Source organism: Arthrobacter sp. GW460-12-1-14-TSB2, assembly GCF_059423525.1.
Window position 1 is genome coordinate 89,062 of record NZ_JBWKYC010000014.1, and the last position, 19,907, is coordinate 108,968.

A 19,907-nucleotide genomic window follows, 5' to 3' on the forward strand; every position below is an offset into this window, starting at 1 on the left:
ATGTCCGCCGAACTTGCTGAGCCAGCCTCAAAGATCGAACTGCCCGCACACATCGGAGGCGGCGGAGAGATTCCGACGTTCGACGTCACCCTGCGCGTGCGCCGCTACAACCCGGAAGTTTCCGAGGACGCCACCTGGGACGACTTCAAGGTGACCATGTACGGCACCGACCGCGTGCTGGATGCCCTGCACAAGGTCAAGTGGGAAATTGACGGCAGCGTCTCCTTCCGCCGGTCCTGCGCCCACGGCGTCTGCGGCTCCGATGCCATGCGCATCAACGGCCGCAACCGCCTCGCGTGCAAGACCCTGCTGAAGGACCTGGACACGACCAAGCCCATCACCGTCGAGCCCATCAAGGGCCTGCCGGTGGAGAAGGACCTGATCGTGGACATGGAGCCGTTCTTCCAGTCCTTCCGTGAAGTCATGCCGTTCCTTATCAACAAGGGCCACGAGCCCACCAAGGAACGCCTGCAGTCCGCCGAGGACCGCGAACGCTTCGACGACACCACCAAGTGCATCCTGTGCGCCGCGTGCACGTCCTCCTGCCCGGTGTTCTGGACCGACGGCCAGTACTTCGGCCCGGCAGCGATCGTCAACGCCCACCGCTTCATCTTCGATTCCCGTGATGACGCCGGCGACATGCGCCTGGAAATCCTCAACGACAAGGAAGGCGTGTGGCGCTGCCGCACCACCTTCAACTGCACCGAGGCATGCCCCCGCGGCATCCAGGTCACGCAGGCCATTGCCGAGGTCAAGCAGGCAATTCTGTCCCGCAAGATCTAGCAGCACCGGAACCAAAAGAAGTACGACGACGGCGCCTCTCACCTTTCAGGTGGGGGCGCCGTCGTAGTTTCACGGCAGTTTACCGGCACCAACTGAAAGGGTCCCCCCATGTCCCGCTCCGAAAAAGTCAGCTTCGAAGGATCCACCGGCGAATTGCTCTCCGGCATCATCGATGTCCCGGAAGGACCGGTGAAGGGCTGGGGTGTGTTCTCGCACGGGTTCACCCTGGGCAAGGACAGCCCGTCGGCGTCCCGGATGTGCAAGGCGCTGGCGGACAACGGCGTGGGGATGCTGCGCTTCGACAACCTGGGCCTGGGCGATTCCGCAGGGTTCTGGTCCGAGGGCTCGTTCAGCCACAAGGTGGCGGACACCGTCAAGGCGGCAGAGTTCATGCGGACCGAAGGGAAGCCGGTCTCGCTGCTGGTGGGGCATTCCTTCGGCGGTGCCGCCGTTTTGGCAGCAGCTAAGGAGATTCCGGAGCTCGACGCTGTGGCCACCGTGGGGGCGCCGTTCTCGCCGAAGCATGTGGCCCACGTCTTTGACGCTGCCCTGGACCGGATCCTGAGTGAAGGCAGCGCGGAAGTGGACCTCGGCGGCAAACGCGTGGAGATCCGCCGGCACTTCGTCGAGGACCTGGAGAACGCGGACCTGACGGACTGCATCAAGCAGTTGCACAAACCCCTGATGGTGCTGCACTCCCCCACGGACAACACCGTGGGGATCGAGAACGCCAGCACCATCTTCCAGACGGCCCGGCACCCGCGCAGCTTCGTCTCCCTGGAAGGCAGCGATCACCTGCTGACCGGCAAGGGCCAGGCCGCCCGTGCCGCGAAGATTATTTCCGCGTGGGCCGATCAGTACCTCGACGCCGGCCGATAGCCAGGCCCTTGCGTTCCCGCTCCACCGGAGTCTTTCCCGGCTGGACCTGGCGCGAACCCCACCCGGTCGTTGCCTTGGCTGACGGGGCGTTCTTCAGGTCCTCTTCGCGGATGGCGGACCATGCCGCGGAGACCAGGTAGACCTGGCTGACCAGGTTGAACCAGATAAGCAGCCCGATGATGATCGCGAACGGCGCGAGAATCGGGTTGCGGCCGGCGTTGGCAAGCAGCTCCGTGCTGAAGATCTGCAGCACAGTGGTACCCACGGCCGACAGGACGGTTCCCTCCAGTAACGCCTGCCGGGTAAGCTTCAGTCCCGCCGCCAGCCTGAACATGATCAGCGCGGTGACCCAGCCCAACGCCAGCGGCACGCCCACCTTGATGGCCGTGGTCAGCGGCCAGGCCATCACCGGATCCAACTGCAGCTGCTCAGTGACCCATCCCGCTGCGGTACCGAAGATCAAGGAAGCGCCGGCGCTGAGCACCAGCGCGACGCCAAGCAGCAGCAACGTGCCGGTGTCCCGCAGCTTCTGGACTACCGGATTCATCTTCAGCGGTCCGAGCTGCATCACGCCCCGCAGGCCTTCCCGGACACCTGCTATCCAGCCAAGGGAGGTCACGATGGTGACGACGGCCGCGATCACCGCGGTCCATCCAAGGCCGGCAGGATTCAGCAGGTCCTGCGGGTCCACCAGGCCGTCGCCGCCGTCAACCTTCACGAGGCCCGGCGCGCTGGTCGCCACGCTGCTGACGATCCGGTCAAGCAGCGCCGGTTGGCCGCTCAGCAGCAGCCCCGCCACGGAGAAGCCCGTGGCCAGCAGGCCGGTGATGGAGAAGAACATGTTGAAGCCGATGCCGGCGGCCATGAGCGGCCCGTGCTGCAGGTTGTAGTGCTGGAATGCGCGCATGGGACGAAAGGCGTTCAGCCGGGCCAGCAGCCACTGGAACATTGCCATCAGCCCCGCCACGGGACCGCCGCCGGACCGGCGTGCCTTGCTCCAGTCGACCTTCTTCCGGATCACTTCCAGCTTCAGCCGGGCGCGCTCCGTGGGCAGCGGAGGATTATTCGCGGCCTGCGCCCCCTGTGCGGCCTGCGTCGTCGGAGCCGGACGCGCCTCGGGGGTGGTCAGTTTCGATACCAAAGTCGAGTTCTTCCCGTAGCTGCCAAATGCCATTGATGTCATGCTCGTACAGCCCCATGCTAACCACAGGGAAGGTGGCCCGGTAATCCTTCAGCACCGTTTCGGCCTCATCCAGGCTCTCCGGCGCAACGTCGTGGGCAATGGTCACATGCGGGTGGTAGGCAAAAGGCAGTTCCCGTTCCAGCGGCCCGGTCTGCAGCTGTTCGTGCAGCTTCACGCAGTCACCAAAACCGTCTTCAACCTTCAGGAAGACCACCGGGGATACGGGCCGGAAGGAGCCGGTCCCCGCGATGGTGACGGTAAACGGCTCCTGCCTGCGCGCGATTTCGCGGACATGGCATCGGGTAGCTTCCCAGTCTTTGGTGGGGGTGGTGGTGACCAGCGTGATGTGCGCGGGGATGACACCGGCCATGGGGTCCCCGAAGGAGGCCCGCCAGCGCCGCAGTTCCTCGGCAATGTCAGGCGGAAACCCCAGGATGACGCCGACGCTCATCCCGTCGGTCCTGGCCTGGCGCTTACCCGGCTCAGTGCCCCGGACCATGGCAGCGTTATCATCGGCGTCAACGAATTTTCCCTCGCCGCGGTATGCAGGGGAGTTTTCGTTTGCAGTGACTTTGCTGACGGACGACATGGGGCTAGCGGACTCCTGCAAGGCTCAGGGACGGCAGGAAGCCCATCCGCTCGTAGACCTGGCCGAGGGTCACGGAGGCGATTTCGCGGGCACGTTCAGCGCCCTGGGCCAGTAGCCTGTCCAGCTCGGCCGGGTCCGCCATGAGTTCATTGGTGCGGTCCCGGAGGGGCGTGATGAAGTCCACCATGACGTCGGCCAGGTCCTTCTTGAGGTGGCCGTACATCTTGCCCTGGTATTCCGCCTCAAGATCGGCCACGGACTTCCCCGTCAGCGTCGAATAGATGGTGAGCAGGTTGGAGACGCCGGGCTTGGCTTCGGCGTCGAAGCGGATTTCCGTTCCGGTGTCTGTCACGGCGGACTTGATGCGTTTCGCAGCGATCTTGGGGTCCTCCAGGAGCTGGATGGAACCGTGGGGCGAGCCGCCTGTTTTCGACATTTTGGCAGTCGGGCTCTGGAGGTCGTAGATCTTGGCGGTGGCCTTGAGGATGGTGGCCTCAGGCACCGTGAACGTCTGGCCAAAGCGGGTGTTGAAGCGCTGGGCCAGGTTTCGGGTCAGCTCCAGGTGTTGCCGCTGGTCCTCGCCGACCGGGACGAGGTCGGTCTGGTACAGGAGGATGTCCGCGGCCATGAGGGTGGGGTAGGCGAACAGGCCGAGTGTTGCGGACTCCGTTCCCGACTTCTGCGTCTTGTCCTTGAACTGCGTCATCCGGGAGGCTTCGCCAAAGCCGGTGATGCAGTTCAGCGCCCAGGCCAACTGGGCATGCTCGGGGACATGCGACTGGACGAAGAAGATGCTCTTGTCCGGGTCGATGCCGGCCGCAATGTATTGGGCAGCCACCACGCGGGTGCGCTTGGCCAGCTCTGCCGGTTCGAAATCCACGGTGATGGCGTGGAGGTCGGGAATGAAGAATACGGCGTCGTATTCCGCCTGCATGTCAACCCAGTTGCGGACGGCGCCAATGTAGTTGCCCAGATGCAGGGAGTCCGCTGTGGGCTTGGCACCTGAAAGGATGCGCTTCTTGGTCACCGGGGTAGTCGAGCTAGTCATTGTGAGAAAAACCTTCGGGCTTAGAGCTGGTAGTCCACTACCAGCGGGGCGTGGTCGGAGAAGCGGGTGTCCCATGACGGCGCCCGGTCCACCACTGCCGAAATTGCAGCGGCAGCGAGGGCGGGGGTGGCCATGTGGTAGTCGATGCGCCAGCCTGTGTCGGTGTCAAAGGCCTTGCCGCGCTGGGACCACCAGGTGTAGGGGCCTTCTACGTTTCCCGCCAGGCCCCTGTGGACATCCCTCCATCCGATTTCATCGCCAAAGAAGCGGTCAAAGTAGGCGCGTTCCTCCGGGAGGAAACCGGCGCGCTTCACATTGCCCTTCCAGTTCTTGATATCCAGCTCTGTGTGGCCAACATTCAGGTCACCCACCACGAGGGCATGGTCGCTGTGCTTTGCCAGCTCCGGAAGGCGGGTGGTCATGACGTCCAGGAACCGGAATTTGTCGTCCTGCTTCGGGGTCCCGGCCTCACCGGAGTGAACGTAGGCGCTCACTACGGTCAACTGGGCGGCAGCACCGGCGGCATCCCTGACGCGGAAATCCGCCTCCACCCAGCGTCCGGCGGTGGCAAAGTAATCGTCGCCGATGTGGGAGCGGGTAGCGAGCGGTTCCTCGCGGGAGGCAATGGCCACGCCCGCGCGGCCCTTGGCCTCGGCTTCCTCGTGCAGGATGAACCAGCCGTCGCCCAGGAGTTCGCGGACGATCTTGTCCGGTGCCCTGACCTCCTGCAAGCAGAGGATGTCCACCTCGCGCGGCTCAAGCCACTCCGCCATACCGTTCCGGTAGGCAGCGCGGAGGCCGTTGACGTTTACTGATGCGATACGAAGGTGGTCCTTCTTCAATGCCGAGATCACCCGCTCCACTCTAGTCGATGATGGTTCCGCTGACGGGTTCGTCAGCGCCACCGGAGGACTTGATCATGTCCCTGGCGTTGGTGGCGGTGATTTCGATGGTCTCCAGTGCGCGGCGGATGGTGTCATGGTCCGATGCTGCGCCCTTGGCCCGTTCCTGCTCGACGACGCGCACCTGGACCTGGACGATCTTGAAGGAATGGTCCAGTTTCATGTCCCGGACTTCGTCGGCTTCGCTACGCGACCGGACCAGTCGTGTGCCGCCGTGATCGGCGCTGCCGGACGACGGCGCCCGGCCGGTGGCTGCATTGAAGGCGTTCTGCGCTTCGTTGAGTTTGACGGTCGCCTTCTTGGCCGCCTTCTGGATGCTGAAGACGACGAACGCTGCCAGCGCGAGCCAGAAGCCGGCGATGATCGCCACCACCCAGCCCACGACGTCGTTCTGGTTGGCAGCAAAGATGACGGCCACAACGAAGGCGACGACAAACACCATCATTCCCGGACCGCTGATACGCAGCATGGAGAACCCGCCCTTGGCCGGGTTGGACGCAGAGTGAGGGTTACCCAAAGTTCGCATGGGTCCATTGTCTCAAACGCCGGAGCAGGAAAATGGACGCTTCCACCCCGGGCGAACGTTATTTCAGGAACAGCTTGCGCAGGCGGCCGGCCGTGAGCATGACCCCCAGCACGATCATCACCAGGTAATACCCGATGTGGATGGCCGTGGCAGGGGTGAAGATTCCCACACTGATCTGCCGGAGCAGTTCCACACCGTGCCACAGCGGCATCGCCTGGATCAGCCACTGGATGGACTGCGGGTAGACGCTGAGCGGGTAGAACGTGGCACTGAAGAGGAACATCGGCAGCATCACGAAGTTGATCCAGTCCATCTGCTGGAACGTCTTCATGAAGCTCGTGATCCCCATGCCGAAGCTCGCGAAACCGAAGGCGATCAGCACCGAGGCCGGAATCATGAGGATGGCCCATGGCGTGGTGATCAGTCCCATAACGCCCATGACTGCGGTGAATCCGGTGGCGTAGAGCAGGCCCCGCAGCAATGCCAGGAAGATCTCCCCCATGGCCACGTCCAGCGGACCCAGTGAGGTGTAGAGCATTCCCTGGTACAGCTTGGCGAAGTTCATCTTGAAGAAGACATTCCATGTGGAGTCGTACACGGCGCCGTTCATCGCGGACACGGCCAGGAGCGCCGGCGCAATGTAGGCGGCGTAGCTGATCTCCTGGCCGCCGGGTCCCTGGACGGCGCCCACGATGGCCCCCAGGCCCACGCCCATCGAGATCAGGTACAGCACCGGCTCGAAGAAGCCCGAGAGCATCACCATCCAGTTGCTGCTCTTCGTGGCCATCAGCCCGCGGGCAATGACAGCCCTGACGTTCCGGGAGTACATCGGCCCGAAATGGCGGTTCCGCGCGGCCTCGGTCACGCTGTGGCCGCCCGGGTTGTGACTTTCAGACAGAATGCTCATTGCCCCAGCCTCCTGACGAACTGGCGTTTTGTCAGCAGCCACCCCGCCACGGCGAGGCCTACCAGGAACACGATGTGCAGGATGGTCAGCAACGGCGACTCGTCATAGCCGTAGCTGAAGACACGGCCCAGCTCAGTGCCGTGCCAGATCGGAGAAATCCAGCCGATCCAGCGCACCACGAGCGGCAGGGAATCGAGCGGGAAGAACGTTCCGGAGAACAGGAACAACGGGGTCACAATGAACCGCATCACCATGGCAAACTGGCCCTTGTCCTCCTTGATGGAGGCGGCATACGCCATCAGGGGAAGGCCGAAGGAGAGGCCCGCGAGGGTGGCCACCAGTACGGATACCCAGCCCCAGCCGCTGGGTGACGCACCGAAGAGGGCCACCACCGCGAAGTAGATGGCCGACTGCAGCAGGAACCTGAGGGTCACGGCCATGATGTGGCCCGCGGCGATTTGCTCAGGCGTGAGCGGGGACGCGTGCGGGCCGTAGTACACCCGCCGCCACTTGAACCCGTCCATCACCGGGAACGTGAATTCATTGGCCGCTGTCATAACCGCCGCAGAGATCAGCAGTGCCGGGGCGATGAAGGCGAGGTAGCTGACCCCGCCGAACACTCCTTCGCTGCTCGTGTCCACCAGCGTGGCCAGGCCCACCCCCATGGCAAACAGGTAGGCCACTGGCTGGCCCACGCCGTACATCACGATGGTCCAGCCGTAGCTCTTCATGACGCGGAGGACCTGCTCCGCGTAGTAGAAGGCTCCCCAGCGGCGGGCGCGGGCCGCTGACACGGCTGGCGAGTGGGCGCGCAGCACGGAAGGTCCGCGGCCGCCTGCGTCCGCCACGGACGGCGAAGGCTGCTCAGTCAACGAGGCTCCTGCCGGTGAGGCGGAGGAAAACATCCTCCAGGGACGACCGGCGCACCAGTGAGGTGACCGGCCGGAGTCCGCGGGCCGACACCTGCTCCAGGGCCGCCTCGCCGTCGTGCGCGTAAATCAGCACCCGGTCCGGAAGCGTCTCCAGCCGTTCGCCAATGCCTTCGAGCTCAGCGCCGATGGTGGCGTTGCGTTCCGATCCGAAGCGAAGCTCCAGGACTTCCCGGGTGGAGTACTCGCGGATGAGGCTGGCCGGCGAGCCCTCGGCCATGATGCGTCCTTTGTCCACCACGATGAGGCGGTCGCACAGCTGTTCCGCCTCGTCCATGTAGTGCGTGGTGAGGATGAGCGTGACGCCCTGCTCCTTAAGCCGGAACAGCCTGTCCCAGAGGATGTGCCGGGCCTGCGGGTCCAGGCCCGTGGTGGGCTCGTCCAGCAGCAGGATCCGGGGTTCGTTGATCAGCGAGCGCGCGATGGTCAGCCGCCGTTTCATACCGCCGGAGAGCGCGTCCACCTTGGATTTCGCCTTGTCCGTCAGCTGGGCGAACTCCAGCAGCTCATCGGCCTTGGGCCGGAGGTAGCTCATGGGCAGTCCGAAGTAGCGGCCGTAGACCAGGAGGTTGTCGCGGACCCTGAGTTCCTCGTCGAGGTTGTCCTGTTGCGGCACAACACCGAGGTGGGCGCGGACTTCCGGCCCGTGGCTTTCCGGATCCAGCCCCATGATGGACAGGCTTCCGGACGTGCGCTGGGAGACGCCGCCGATCATCTTCATGGTGGTGGACTTGCCGGCACCGTTGGGACCAAGCAGGCCGAAGGCCTCACCGGCGGGAACGCTGAAGGAAATGCCGTCGACGGCGGTGACGTCGCCGTACGTCTTGGTGAGGTTTTCGGCGGTGATGACGTACTGCATCTGGTCGCCCTGGGGCTGGCTGCGGGATTGTTGGCTTGAGAGTTCTTCGTTGGACACAAGTTCAGGCACTCACCCCACGTTAGTACGCACGTTCGAACAAATAAAGAGTTCGATCTCAAAAAATCCATTCGATTTTGTCGCGTCGGCCGCGGACCCGGCGACCCGCAATCGGGGCCGCCGGAACCCGCCTACTTTTCCTCGCCGCGCAGGACCTGCAGGCGCTGTCGGTACTCCGTCTCATCGATTTCGCCGCGCGCGTAGCGTTCCCGGAGCACCCCTTCGCCGCCCTGCCGGGCAGCCCAGCGGTGGTTAGTCCGCCAAGTGCGCCGGGCAACGAAGATTAGCAGGCCTATCACCAGGATCCAGAACAGCGGGAACAGCAGGAACCAAGGTGAGAAGCCGCCGTCGTACCACGGCGCGTGGGCGGGGACGGTCCCAAAAGCAGTGCTAATTGCAGTCAGCATGTCAGCTCCAGACTCTCTCTGCGAGCCGGATTTCGGCTCCGCTTCAAGTCTGGTTTCGGCGCGCTGCGCCGTCGTCCGACGGCGGGAGGCACTTGCGGCGTACGCCCTACTACCCAGGGAGGCAGCCGGGTTACCTTAGATGCTCCAGCCGGGGCGGACCAGCCCCGACTCATAAGCCAGCACCACCAGCTGAGCGCGGTCGCGTACCTGCAGCTTGGTCATGATCCGGGAGACATGGGTCTTGGCGGTCAGCGGCGTGATGAAGAGCCGCCCGGCGATCTCCGCGTTGTTCAGTCCCTCCCCCACCAGCCGGAGCACTTCCCGTTCGCGTTCGGTAATCCGGTCCAGTGCGGCGTCGGACGGCTTGCCCGCCGCATAGGACTGCACGGCCAGCTGGGCCATGATCCGGCGGGTCACCGACGGCGACAGGAGGGCGTCGCCGTCGTGCACCACGCGGACCGCTCGAAGCAGTTCCTCCGGTTCTGTGTCCTTGACCAGGAAGCCGGCGGCACCGGCGCGCACAGCCTCGGCGATGTACTCGTCAAGTTCGAAGGTGGTGAGAATGATGACCCGCGTTCCGGGAAGCGCCGGGTCGGCCAGGATCGTGCGGGTGGCCTCGAGCCCGTCGCCCTGCGGCATGCGGATGTCCATCAGCACGACGTCGGGCCTCTCGCGGGCGGCCAGCCTCACGGCGTCGTCGCCGGTTCCGCATTCGGCCACGACCTCCATGTCCGGTTCAGCATCCAGGAGTGCACGGAATCCGGCCCGGATGAGCGTCTGGTCATCGGCGATCAGGATGCGGATCATGCCCGGTCCCCGTTCCGGTCGCCATCGGTGGGGTGACTGGCCAGCGGCAGCACTGCCTGGACCCGCCAGCCCGGGTTGAGCGGCAGGAACCGCACGCTGCCGCCCAGCGCAGCCGCGCGTTCCCGCATCCCCCGCAGCCCGTTGCCTTCCGGTGCCCCGGCAGCTCCGCGGCCGTCGTCGTCGACCGTAACGGTGAGGTGTCCGGCGTCGGGTCCGACCGCCGGAATTTCAACCACGACGGCGGTGCGGCGGGCTCCGGCGTGCCTCACCACATTGGTGAGGGCCTCCTGAACGATGCGGTACGCGGCCTCTTCGGCTGCGGCGGGCGGCCCGCCGGTGCCGGGATCCGTCCGGATGTCCAGCTTCACGTCCAGTCCCGTGCGCCGCGCGTTCTCGGCGAGCTCGGGCAGTTTCCGCAGCCCGGGGCCCGAGGCAGGTCGGAGCGGCGCGTCATCCCGGAGCACGCCCAGCAGCTGGCGGACTTCATCCAATGACTCCTTGCTGGCCGATTTGATGGCTTCCAGGGCGGGACGGAACTGTTCCGGGTCCCGGTCCCCCAGATGCAGCGCCACTGATGCGCGGACGTTGATAAGGGACAGGGAATGCGCCACAACGTCATGGATATCCCGGGCCAGGGCGAGCCGGTATTCATCCCGGGCGGCCTGCTCCCGGGACTCGCGCTGCCGCCGCCTTTCGGCCACGCGCTCGTGGCGGAGCCTGGCACCCTCCCCCAGCAGCACCAGGATCACCAGCCAGGACGTTCCGGCGACGGCCCGGATCAGGGCGCCTTCGTCCCCGCTGGCCATAAAGAAGGCAGCCAGCGCCGCCGCGCAGGTCCCGGCCACGGTCCAGGTCTGCCAGCGTCGTCCGGCGGCCGCCGAGAAGACGATGGCCAGCGCCAGGGACAGCAGGACAGGACCCCACGGGTAGCCTGCGGCAAGGTAGAGGATCGTCGCCGCAGCAGCCGCAGGCAACATCACGCCGGGCCAGCGCCGGCGCAGGGACAGCGCCGCCGGGCCGGCGAGCAGCAGCACGAAAGCCAGCACGTCAAGGGGCCGGTGGTCGGGCTGCCGCGCAGCGGCGAAGACTGTGCCCACGACCTGGACAACGGCCACGGCGATCACCACGAAGGCGGTGGGCGGACCTTGGAATCGGCGCGGCATACTCCGAGCCTAGCGGCGGCGGCGTACCCGCGTCGTCCGCTTAACGGCGCAGGGCGCCTACTCCCGCGGGAGTAGGCGCCCTGTCTGCATTCCGTGTAGCTTAGGCGACGCCGGCGTGGCGTTCCGCCGCCGCTTTGCGTTCCGCGGCTTCGACCACGTTGGTCATCAGCAGGGCCACGGTCATGGGACCCACGCCGCCGGGGTTCGGCGAGATCCAGCCGGCCACCTCGGCAGCTGCGGGATCGATGTCGCCGTGGACCTTGCTTTTGCCCGTCTCGGGATCGGTTTCACGGGTGACACCAACGTCGAGCAGCGCCGCGCCCGGCTTCACGTCCGAAGCCTTGACGATGTGCTTGGCACCCGCCGCGCCCACAATGACGTCCGCCAGCCGCAGCAGCTCCGAGAGGTTCTCGGTGCCGGTGTGCGTCAACGTGACGGTGGCGTTCACTGCCCGCCGGGTCAGCAGCAGGCCGATCGTGCGGCCGATCGTGACACCACGGCCCACCACCACAACGTGCTTGCCGGCCAGGTTGTAGCCGTTGCGTTCCAGGAGCTCAATGACGCCGCGGGGCGTGCATGGCAGCGGCGAGGTGATCTCACCGTTGACGTTGAGCACCAGCCTGCCGAGGTTGGTCGGGTGCAGGCCGTCTGCATCTTTGGCGGGGTCGATCCGCTCGAGGATTGCGTCGGTATCCAGGTGCTTGGGCAGTGGCAGCTGCACGATGTACCCATGGCAGGCGGGGTCCGCATTGAGTTCATCAATGAGGTCCTCAACCTGGGCCTGGGTCGCATCGGCCGGAAGCTCACGCTGGATCGAGTTCATCCCGATCTCGACAGATTGCTTGTGCTTCATAGACACGTACAGCTGCGAGGCAGGGTCCGCGCCAACGAGCACTGTGGCAATGCCCGGGGTGACGCCGCGGGCCTTCAGTGCCGCGACACGCTCGGTCAGCTCGGATTTGATCGCAGCTGCAGCTGCCTTGCCGTCAAGGATTTTCGCGGTCTGCGCCATGGACGGGTTCACCACTGTTCGTGCTGCGGGTAGAGCGGGAAGTCGGCGGCGAGCTTGTCCACGCGGGCCTGCAGGGCCTCGATGTCGGTGGCGGAGCCGGCCTTCAGGGCGGTGGCGATGATCTCGGCCACCTCGGTGAATTCCTCGGCGCCGAAGCCGCGGGTGGCCAGTGCCGGGGTACCGATGCGCAGCCCGGAGGTGACCATCGGCGGGCGCGGGTCGAACGGAACAGCGTTGCGGTTCACGGTGATTCCCACGGAGTGCAGGAGGTCCTCGGCCTGCTGGCCGTCCAGCTGCGAGTTGCGCAGGTCCACCAGGACCAGGTGCACATCGGTGCCGCCGGTGAGCACGGAGACGCCGGCTTCTGCGACGTCAGCCTGGTTCAGGCGGTCGGCGATGATCTTGGCGCCCTCGAGGACGCGCTCCTGGCGCTCCTTGAACTCAGCGGTGCCGGCGATCTTGAAGGCAACGGCCTTTGCGGCGATGACGTGCATGAGCGGTCCGCCCTGCTGGCCGGGGAAGACGTTGGAGTTGAGCTTCTTGGCCCATTCCTGCTTGGCCAGGATCACACCGGAGCGGGGGCCTGCGAGGGTCTTGTGCACCGTGGAGGTGACGACGTCGGAGTGCGGCACCGGGCTCGGGTGCAGGCCCGCGGCCACCAGGCCGGCGAAGTGGGCCATGTCGGTCCAGAGCAGCGCGCCGACTTCATCGGCGATCGAGCGGAAGGCTGCGAAGTCCAGGTGGCGCGGGTAGGCGGACCAGCCGGCGATGATCACCTGCGGCTTCTCGGCGATGGCCTGCTCGCGGAGCTTGTCCATGTCGATGCGGAAGTTGTCCTGCTCCACCTGGTAGGCAGCCACGCTGTAGAGCTTGCCGGAGAAGTTGAGCTTCATGCCGTGCGTCAGGTGGCCGCCGTGAGCCAGGGACAGGCCCAGGATCTTGTCGCCGGGGGTGATCATGGCGGACAGTGCGGCGGCGTTGGCCTGGGCGCCGGAGTGCGGCTGGACGTTGGCGTACTCTGCGCCGAACAGGTCCTTGACGCGGTCAATCGCCAACTGCTCAGCGATGTCCACGTATTCGCAGCCGCCGTAATAGCGGCGGCCCGGGTAACCCTCGGCGTACTTGTTGGTCAGGACGGAGCCCTGGGCTTCCATGACGGCGCGCGGGGCGAAGTTTTCCGAGGCGATCATTTCCAGGGTGCCGCGCTGGCGGCCGAGCTCCTGGTCCAGTACTGCGGCGATCTCGGGGTCGAGCTCCGCCAACGGCAGGTTGCTGACGGTGGAGGAAGTGCTAACGGAAGTCGGAGAAGTAGTCACGAATAACTCCTGGCTAGGGATGGGCGCTGCTAAGGTCAGGCTACCGGCTGTGACGTTGCCCGGCCCCTTGATTACGGGGAAACCCCGGTGAGGGCAACCCGCTTGAGGGCAGGACATCGCAGAGGAACGGCAGCGGTTAAACTGCCGGCCGGCAAAACATGACCCTCGGCCCAGGCGTACGATCCGTGGTCTTCGTCAATGCCGCTCCCTGATGGTTAGCCATCCAACGCCAGTTGCGACCGGATAAGCCTATCAAAACCTTTCCGAATCCCGTCGGAATCCCGCGTGAATCCCGTCCGAGTCCTGTCCGAATCGCGTTGAGAGCGCTGCCCCCGGCGCGGGTAGGCTGTTATTCGTGACTGAAGACCAGCTGAACTCCGCTTATGTTCTGACCCTCTCCTGCCCGGACCGGCCCGGCATCGTGCATGCCGTGGCGGGAGCATTGCTCGTGGCCGGCTGCAATATTACGGACTCGCAGCAGTATGGAAGCCACGCAACCGGCACGTTCTTCATGCGCGTCGAAGCCACCACGGACGCGTCGCAGGCAGAAGTCCACGCCGCGCTGCAGCCCGTGACGGAGGCCTTCGGCATGCAGTGGAGCCTCAACCCCGCCGGCCGGAAGGTCCGCACGCTGCTGATGGCGAGCAAGTCGGCGCACTGCCTCAACGACCTCCTGTTCCTGCAGCGCTCCGGCACGCTGCCCATCGAGATCCCCGCGATCGTGTCCAACCACCAGGACCTGGCCGGGCTGGCGGAGTTCTACGGCATTCCCTTCCACTACATCCCGGTCACTGCGGACACCAAGGTCCAGGCAGAGGACCAGCTGCGCAAGATCATTGCGGAGCAGGACATCGAGCTGACCGTCCTGGCCCGCTACATGCAGATCCTGTCCAACGAGCTCTGCACGGAGCTCACCGGCAAGGCCATCAACATCCACCACTCCTTCCTGCCGTCCTTTAAGGGTGCCAGGCCGTATCACCAGGCCCATGCCCGCGGCGTCAAGCTGATCGGTGCCACGGCGCACTACGTCACGGCCGCCCTGGACGAAGGGCCCATCATCGAACAGGAAGTCATCCGCGTGGACCACCGCCGCACCGCGGAACAGTTCGTGCAGATGGGCCGCGATGTGGAAGGCCGCACCCTGGCCCAGGCCGTCCAGTGGCACGCCGAGCACCGCGTGCTGCTGGACGGCAACCGCACCGTCGTCTTCAACTAGGGTCCGGGCAGGAGGTGGCGCCGGCCGTGGAGGACTCCGGAGCCCTGGGGCTCAGCGGCGAGGACCGGCTGGCCGCGTTCTACAACCAGCGTGCCCTCCTTCATCCGGAGCATCCCCTGACTCCGCAGCGGGTGCAGCAGCGGGAACGGTTCATCGCCCGGTTGAAGGCCGAAGGCAGGCACGCCGTACTGGAAATCGGCTCCGGCGGGGGCCTCGACGGCCTCAAGTTCGTCCAGGCCGGCGTCCATTACACGGGTGTGGACCTGTCCGAGGAACAAGTGCGGCTGGCTACGTCCAAGGGGCTGAATGTCTCGGTCGCGAGTGTGCGGAGCCTGCCCTTCGCCGACGGCGTTTTCCCGGCACTGTGGACCATGAGCACGCTGCTGCATATCCCCAACAAGGACATCGACGACGTCGTCGGTGAACTCGTGCGGGTGGCCGCGCCTGGGGCGCCGATCGCCGTCGGGCTCTGGTCCGGTGACGATGAAGAAGTCCTCAACCCCGAAGACGAGATCCAGCCGCCGCGCTTTTTCAGCCGCCGCAGCGACGCGGCGCTCCAACGGATCTTCGGCCGGCACGGCGACGTTGAGGAATTCGTGACGTGGCCGGAAGGCACGGGCGCGGAGTCCGGGCCGGGTGCCGGCCACTGGACGCAGCATTACCAGTTCCTGGTCCTCCGCACTCCCCCGCCCTGACCCAACTGACTGGCACTTAACGTCGCGGAACCCGCGATTGACGACGTTAAGTGCGAGTCAGTTGGGGAAGCGGGGAGGGTCTACGCTCCCCGGCGGGCGCTGCCCATATATCCGCCCAGCAAAGCGCTCGCCACTAAGACGAGAGCCCCGACGCGCGCCAGGCCGACGCCGAGCTTGCGGCGGCCCCGGAGCCGCGCGGCCCAGGACCCGGCGAAAATCAGCACGGCCGCACCATTCAAACCGGCATGGACGATGCCAACCCGCTTCGTTCCGCGGCCGGCCAACGCCCACTCGGCCCATCCGGTCAGTGCGGTGGGCGCCGCGGCCAGAACGCCAAGGCCCACCAGCCGGGTGGCCGCCCGCTGCGTCCCGGGGTCGGAGTACAGGTCCAGGTACATGGCCATGAACCATGCGCCGAATGGTGCGTCGGTCAGGATGCCGTGCAGCGGTATTCCGGTTGCATCGCCGTGCAGGAAGCTGCGAAGACGCCGGTTGCGGACCAGCCGGCCAGCCGGCGGCTCGACCGCACGGACAGCCGGGTCAAGGGCCTCCAGCTGCTCAATCCGCCGCATCAGCCGGCGGAACCGGCCGGGCACTCCGCCACCGTCCGGCCGCAGGTGAAGTCCTTGCAGCTGCAGCCCTGACGGGCCAAAATCCCGTAGTTCCATGGCCCCAATGGTAATGAGACCCGTCGGCGGCGTCACTAGGTCACAAAGCCCGCCTGTGGAGCCTGCTTCCGAAGGCCGGCGCGAGCAGTGTCCTAGGCTGGGCACATGGCTCCTCTTTATCCTTTCGCCGGCACCAGCCCGGACGTCCACCCATCAGTCTTCGTCGCCCCTAGCGCCTCCGTGATCGGCAAAGCCACCCTCGCCGCGGACGCCAGCGCGTTCTACGGTGTCTCCGTGCGGGCCGACACCGCCGCCATCACCGTTGGTGAGGGCAGCAACCTGCAGGACAATGTTGTGCTGCACGCCGACCCGGGATTCCCGTGCAGCGTCGGGGCCCGCGTCAGCGTCGGCCACAGTGCCGTGGTGCACGGCTGCACGGTCGAGGACGACTGCCTCATCGGCATGAGCGCCACCATCCTGAACGGTGCGGTGATCGGCGCCGGCTCCCTGGTGGCCGCCGGCGCCGTGGTCCTTGAAGGAACCGTCATCCCGCCCCGGTCATTGGTGGCCGGCGTCCCGGCGAAGGTCCGCCGTGAACTCACCGACGAGGAGTTCGACGGCGTGAAGCGCAACGCCGCCCACTACCGCGAGCTCGCGCAGGCGCACCGGGAGCTTCACGCCGGCTAACAGGGTCAGCAGCCCGGGCTAGTCCAGGCTGATCGGTCCCAGTGCGTCCAGCAGCTCGCCCGGTCCCGGGTTCCCGGCGGCTGACCGGCCGCCCAGGTGGTTCACCACGCCCCACACCGCGTTGAGGCCGGTGGTGACGGCGCCCTCGGCCCAGCCGGCGGTGAAGGATACGTCATCGCCGGCCAGGAAGATCCCGCGCTGGGCTTCCGGCAGCTTGTCCTGCTTGAAGTGCGTGAACAGCCGCTGCTGGTAACGGTAGTGCCCGGGCAGGTTCGCCTTGAAGGCGCCCATGAAGTTGGGGTCCGCTTCCCAGGATACGGTGATGGGCTGGCCGATGATGTGGCTGGCGATGTCCACGCCCGGGTAGATCTGCTCCAGGGAGTGCAGCATGAGCTCCACCCGCTGGTCGGCGTCGAGCGCCAGCCACTTCAGCGCGTCGTCGTTCCAGGTGTAGGAAAGCAGGATGACGGCGGGCTTGTCCGGACCGTCGTCGAGCAGGTAGGTGGCGCGGTTCAGCCGGTCGGTCAGGGTCATGGACAGGACATCCCGGCCCGTAGCGGGATCGGTGTCCTTCCAGAACGGGCGGTCCACCATCACGAAGGTCTTGGAGGACTGCATGTAGTGCGAGCGCTCGATCGCCGTCCACAGCTCCGCCGGAAACAGTGCTTCCTCGGTGTGGATCCGGGTGGACAGCAGCCAGGACTGGCATGTGGTGACGACGGCGGGATAGCTCGCCTCCCGGCCCCAGCGTTCGCGCAGGCGCAGGTCGCCGTTGGCGTCCCGGCTGATGCGGTCCACGGCGCCCCTCGGGGAGCCTGAATGCAGCGACGCCAGTGACGTTCCTTCCGGCCAGTGGGCCATGCCCGACGGCGCGTGCTGCCACAGCGCCTCGGGGAGCCGCTGCGCTCCCCCGGCAATGAGGCGGTGCTGGTCATCGGCGTCGGTGTAGACGACGCGGAGGATTTCGAGGATCGAGTTGGGGAAGTCGGTATCCCAGCCGCCGGTGCCGAACCCCACCTGCCCGAATGCCTCGCGGTGCGCGAAGCCGGCCTTCTTGAAGGACTCGCTGGCCGCGATGAAGCCGTAGAACGTCTGTTCGTCCATCAGCGGCAGGAGTTCGTTCCAGATCTCCTTGATCCGGGCCGTGTCCCGCGCCCGGATGGCGTCCTGCATCTCACTGAAGCGGGCGCCGTCGTTCACTGCCGCTTTCCACGCGTCCGCCACTTCACGGAAGAACGGCGGCAGGTCCGCCGGCGTGCTCGCGTAGTGCTTCTGCCCGGCCAGTTCAATCACGGTGCTGGAGGTGACCGGGGCCAGCGGGTTGGGGAACTCCTGGGTCTGCAGGCCCAGCAGGTCCACGTAGTGGTAGAACGCCTTGCCGGACACCGGGAACCGCATGCCGCCGAGGTCCGCCACCACGCCGGGAGCCGACGGGAAGCTGGCAGTCCGCAGCCGGCCGCCAATCTGGTCGGCCTCGTACATGACCGGGCGTAGGCCCAGCTTCATCAGTTCGTAGGCCGTGACCAGGCCGGACAGGCCCGCGCCGACCACGGCCACCTGGGTGCCGTACAGCTCTGGCGGGACCGAGCCGAGGCCGTCCGGGTGCGCGAGGTAGTGGTCGTAGCTGAACGGGAAGTCCGGGTTCAGCATGGTGATGGGGGCGTCGGCAGCCCGGCCCGCGGCGGAGGCGGCTTCGGGGCCCGGGGCCGTAGCAGGGTTGTTGGCCGGCAGTTCGGTGGCGATGGTCATGAAAGGTCTGCCTTCGTCGGTTCGGGGGTGGACAGTGGTGAAGATTCGCGCCCGCTCAGTTCACGGTATTCCTCGTGGCCCAGCGCCGCCACCCTGGAGTGCTTCCGGCCGTAGCCGAAGTAGGCTGCGAGGCCCACCAGCATCCAGATGCCGAACACGGCCCAGGTATCGGCGCCGAGGTTGGCCATAAGGTACGCACACATAAGCGCGCCGAGGATGGGGGTCAGCGGGAACAGCGGCACGCGGAAGGTGCGCTTGAGTTCGGGCCGGTTGCGGCGCAGGTAGATGACGGCCACGTTGACCAGGGCAAAGGCGAACAGGGTGCCGATGCTGGTGGCGTCCGCCAGGTCACCGAGCGGAACCAGCCCGGCCGTGAGGGCCACGAGGACGCCCACGATCACGGTCCCGGCAACCGGGGTGCCGGTGCGGGAGGAGACGCGGCCGAAGATCCTGGGGATGAGGCCGTCGCGGGACATGGAGAGCAGGATGCGGGTCTGGCCGTAGAGGACGGTCAGGACGATGCTGGCGATGGCCAGCACGGCGCCGACGGCGAAGACCAGGGCGATCCACGGCTGGCCTGTGGTTTCCTCAAGGATTTTCACCAGGGCGGCCTCGGTGCCGTCGAACCAGCCCCAGGGACGGGCGCCGATGGCGGCGACAGCCACAAGGACATAGATGGTGGTGACGATCACCATGGAAAGCATGATGGCGCGCGGCAGGTCCCGTTTGGGATTGCGCGCTTCCTCGCCGGCCGTGGAGGCGGCGTCGAAGCCGATGTAGGAAAAGAAGACCGTCGAGGCGGCGGCCGAGACGCCTGCCGCGCCCATCGGCAGCAGCGGCTCGAAGTTGCCGGCGTTGAAGGCCGTGAATGCGACGGCGCAGAAGAAGAGGAGGATGGCTACCTTGATCACCACGATCGCGGTGTTGATCCAGGCGCTCTCCCTGGCCCCGCGAACCAGCAGGATCGTCGCGAGGACCACGATGACCATGGCCGGGATGTTCATGATGCCGCCGTCACCGGGCGGCTGCGAGACGGCATCCGGCAGGACCTGCCCGAACACCGCGAGGGTCTCGTTCACGTACTGGCCTGCACCGACGGCCACGGCGGCCACTGACACCGCGTACTCCAGCACGAGGCACCAGCCGCAGATCCACGCCATGCCTTCGCCCATCGTGGCGTAGGTGTAGGAGTAACTGGAGCCTGCCACCGGGACCAGACCGGCCATTTCGGCGTAGGACACGGCCGAGAGCAGGGCGGCAAGCCCGGCGATGGCGAACGAAATCCAGATGGCGGGGCCGGCCAGCGGCACGGATTCGCCGAGGATGACCAGGATGCCGGTTCCCAGCGTGGCCCCGACGCTGATCATGGTCAGCTGCAGAACTCCAAAGCTGCGGACCAGCTTGGTGCCGCCATGGCCGTTGTCGGCCTCGCTGACCATTTGGTCGATCGGCTTGCGGCGCAGCAGTTGTGCAGCCAGGCCCGGACGGCGGGCAGCTGCCGGCGGCCGGCCGGTGAGTGTAGGCACAGTCATCATTGACGTCCGTTCGTGAGTAGTTAGCGGCTTTCCCCTGGTACAGCTTAGGT

At 66.2% G+C, this 19,907-nt stretch carries 21 protein-coding genes; 5 read left to right on the forward strand and 16 right to left on the reverse strand.

Annotation, left to right across the window (positions count from 1 at the left end):
- Window positions 1–783: a succinate dehydrogenase iron-sulfur subunit gene (locus tag AC07YR_RS16405; RefSeq protein WP_028270493.1), complete on the forward strand. Its 783-nt coding sequence runs from the start codon at window positions 1–3 to the stop codon at window positions 781–783.
- Between the two features lie 108 nt (window positions 784–891).
- Window positions 892–1,662 (forward strand): alpha/beta hydrolase family protein, encoded by a 771-nt coding sequence (locus tag AC07YR_RS16410; RefSeq protein WP_436057004.1) that lies wholly within the window; start codon window positions 892–894, stop codon window positions 1,660–1,662.
- Here the strand turns inward: AC07YR_RS16410 and AC07YR_RS16415 are convergent.
- From AC07YR_RS16415 to glyA, 13 genes are all read right to left on the reverse strand, one after another.
- Entirely contained in the window at window positions 1,619–2,803 is a 1,185-nt protein-coding gene (locus AC07YR_RS16415) for a YihY/virulence factor BrkB family protein (protein ID WP_494734580.1), read from the reverse strand. The genes AC07YR_RS16410 and AC07YR_RS16415 overlap by 44 nt on opposite strands.
- Window positions 2,724–3,344 carry a 2'-5' RNA ligase family protein gene (locus AC07YR_RS16420; RefSeq protein ID WP_494734611.1) on the reverse strand — a complete coding sequence of 207 codons (621 nt, stop codon included), beginning with the start codon at window positions 3,342–3,344 and terminating at the stop codon, window positions 2,724–2,726. Before AC07YR_RS16420 ends, AC07YR_RS16415 begins: the two co-directional genes overlap by 80 nt.
- Before the next feature lie 94 nt (window positions 3,345–3,438).
- A complete protein-coding gene (gene trpS, locus AC07YR_RS16425) occupies window positions 3,439–4,482 on the reverse strand; it encodes a tryptophan--tRNA ligase (RefSeq protein WP_055804176.1) in 1,044 nt (347 codons plus the stop codon).
- A 20-nt stretch (window positions 4,483–4,502) separates the two neighbouring features.
- A complete protein-coding gene (locus tag AC07YR_RS16430; RefSeq protein ID WP_494734581.1) occupies window positions 4,503–5,336 on the reverse strand; it encodes an exodeoxyribonuclease III in 834 nt (277 codons plus the stop codon).
- Between the two features lie 10 nt (window positions 5,337–5,346).
- Entirely contained in the window at window positions 5,347–5,910 is a 564-nt protein-coding gene (locus AC07YR_RS16435; RefSeq protein WP_055804179.1) for a hypothetical protein, read from the reverse strand.
- Between the two features lie 58 nt (window positions 5,911–5,968).
- The gene (locus tag AC07YR_RS16440) at window positions 5,969–6,817 is read right to left on the reverse strand and encodes an ABC transporter permease (protein ID WP_436057002.1); all 849 of its coding nucleotides are present in this window, start codon (window positions 6,815–6,817) and stop codon (window positions 5,969–5,971) included.
- Complete coding sequence (locus AC07YR_RS16445) at window positions 6,814–7,689, reverse strand: ABC transporter permease (RefSeq protein WP_494734582.1); 876 nt, start codon at window positions 7,687–7,689, stop codon at window positions 6,814–6,816. Before AC07YR_RS16445 ends, AC07YR_RS16440 begins: the two co-directional genes overlap by 4 nt.
- Window positions 7,682–8,605, reverse strand: a complete 924-nt coding sequence (locus AC07YR_RS16450; RefSeq protein WP_028270502.1) for an ABC transporter ATP-binding protein — start codon at window positions 8,603–8,605, stop codon at window positions 7,682–7,684. The genes AC07YR_RS16445 and AC07YR_RS16450 overlap by 8 nt, the downstream gene beginning before the upstream one ends.
- A gap of 188 nt (window positions 8,606–8,793) precedes the next feature.
- Complete coding sequence (locus tag AC07YR_RS16455; protein ID WP_051628801.1) at window positions 8,794–9,069, reverse strand: SHOCT domain-containing protein; 276 nt, start codon at window positions 9,067–9,069, stop codon at window positions 8,794–8,796.
- A gap of 135 nt (window positions 9,070–9,204) precedes the next feature.
- Entirely contained in the window at window positions 9,205–9,876 is a 672-nt protein-coding gene (locus tag AC07YR_RS16460; RefSeq protein WP_494734583.1) for a response regulator transcription factor, read from the reverse strand.
- Complete coding sequence (locus AC07YR_RS16465; RefSeq protein WP_494734584.1) at window positions 9,873–11,039, reverse strand: sensor histidine kinase; 1,167 nt, start codon at window positions 11,037–11,039, stop codon at window positions 9,873–9,875. The genes AC07YR_RS16460 and AC07YR_RS16465 overlap by 4 nt, the downstream gene beginning before the upstream one ends.
- Window positions 11,040–11,139: 100 nt before the next feature.
- Window positions 11,140–12,051: a bifunctional methylenetetrahydrofolate dehydrogenase/methenyltetrahydrofolate cyclohydrolase gene (locus AC07YR_RS16470; RefSeq protein WP_436056998.1), complete on the reverse strand. Its 912-nt coding sequence runs from the start codon at window positions 12,049–12,051 to the stop codon at window positions 11,140–11,142.
- Window positions 12,052–12,059: 8 nt separating this feature from the next.
- On the reverse strand, window positions 12,060–13,367 hold the full coding sequence (gene glyA / locus AC07YR_RS16475) for a serine hydroxymethyltransferase (RefSeq protein ID WP_494734585.1): 1,308 nt from the start codon (window positions 13,365–13,367) through the stop codon (window positions 12,060–12,062).
- 355 nt (window positions 13,368–13,722) lie between these two features.
- Between glyA and purU the strand changes: the two genes are divergently transcribed.
- Together purU and AC07YR_RS16485 are read left to right on the forward strand one after the other, a co-directional pair.
- Window positions 13,723–14,583 carry a formyltetrahydrofolate deformylase gene (gene purU / locus AC07YR_RS16480; protein WP_494734586.1) on the forward strand — a complete coding sequence of 287 codons (861 nt, stop codon included), beginning with the start codon at window positions 13,723–13,725 and terminating at the stop codon, window positions 14,581–14,583.
- A gap of 26 nt (window positions 14,584–14,609) precedes the next feature.
- Window positions 14,610–15,278 (forward strand): class I SAM-dependent methyltransferase, encoded by a 669-nt coding sequence (locus tag AC07YR_RS16485; protein WP_494734587.1) that lies wholly within the window; start codon window positions 14,610–14,612, stop codon window positions 15,276–15,278.
- Between the two features lie 80 nt (window positions 15,279–15,358).
- Here the strand turns inward: AC07YR_RS16485 and AC07YR_RS16490 are convergent, their stop codons facing one another.
- Window positions 15,359–15,946 (reverse strand): DUF2231 domain-containing protein, encoded by a 588-nt coding sequence (locus tag AC07YR_RS16490; protein ID WP_436056995.1) that lies wholly within the window; start codon window positions 15,944–15,946, stop codon window positions 15,359–15,361.
- A gap of 105 nt (window positions 15,947–16,051) precedes the next feature.
- On the opposite strand from AC07YR_RS16490, the gene AC07YR_RS16495 reads away from it, so the two are divergent.
- Window positions 16,052–16,573 carry a gamma carbonic anhydrase family protein gene (locus tag AC07YR_RS16495; protein ID WP_055804202.1) on the forward strand — a complete coding sequence of 174 codons (522 nt, stop codon included), beginning with the start codon at window positions 16,052–16,054 and terminating at the stop codon, window positions 16,571–16,573.
- An 18-nt stretch (window positions 16,574–16,591) separates the two neighbouring features.
- On the opposite strand, the gene AC07YR_RS16500 is transcribed toward AC07YR_RS16495, so the two are convergent.
- The gene (locus AC07YR_RS16500; protein ID WP_494734588.1) at window positions 16,592–18,322 is read right to left on the reverse strand and encodes a flavin monoamine oxidase family protein; all 1,731 of its coding nucleotides are present in this window, start codon (window positions 18,320–18,322) and stop codon (window positions 16,592–16,594) included.
- The gene (locus AC07YR_RS16505) at window positions 18,319–19,854 is read right to left on the reverse strand and encodes an amino acid permease (protein ID WP_494734589.1); all 1,536 of its coding nucleotides are present in this window, start codon (window positions 19,852–19,854) and stop codon (window positions 18,319–18,321) included. Before AC07YR_RS16505 ends, AC07YR_RS16500 begins: the two co-directional genes overlap by 4 nt.
- Window positions 19,855–19,907 lie beyond the last annotated feature (53 nt).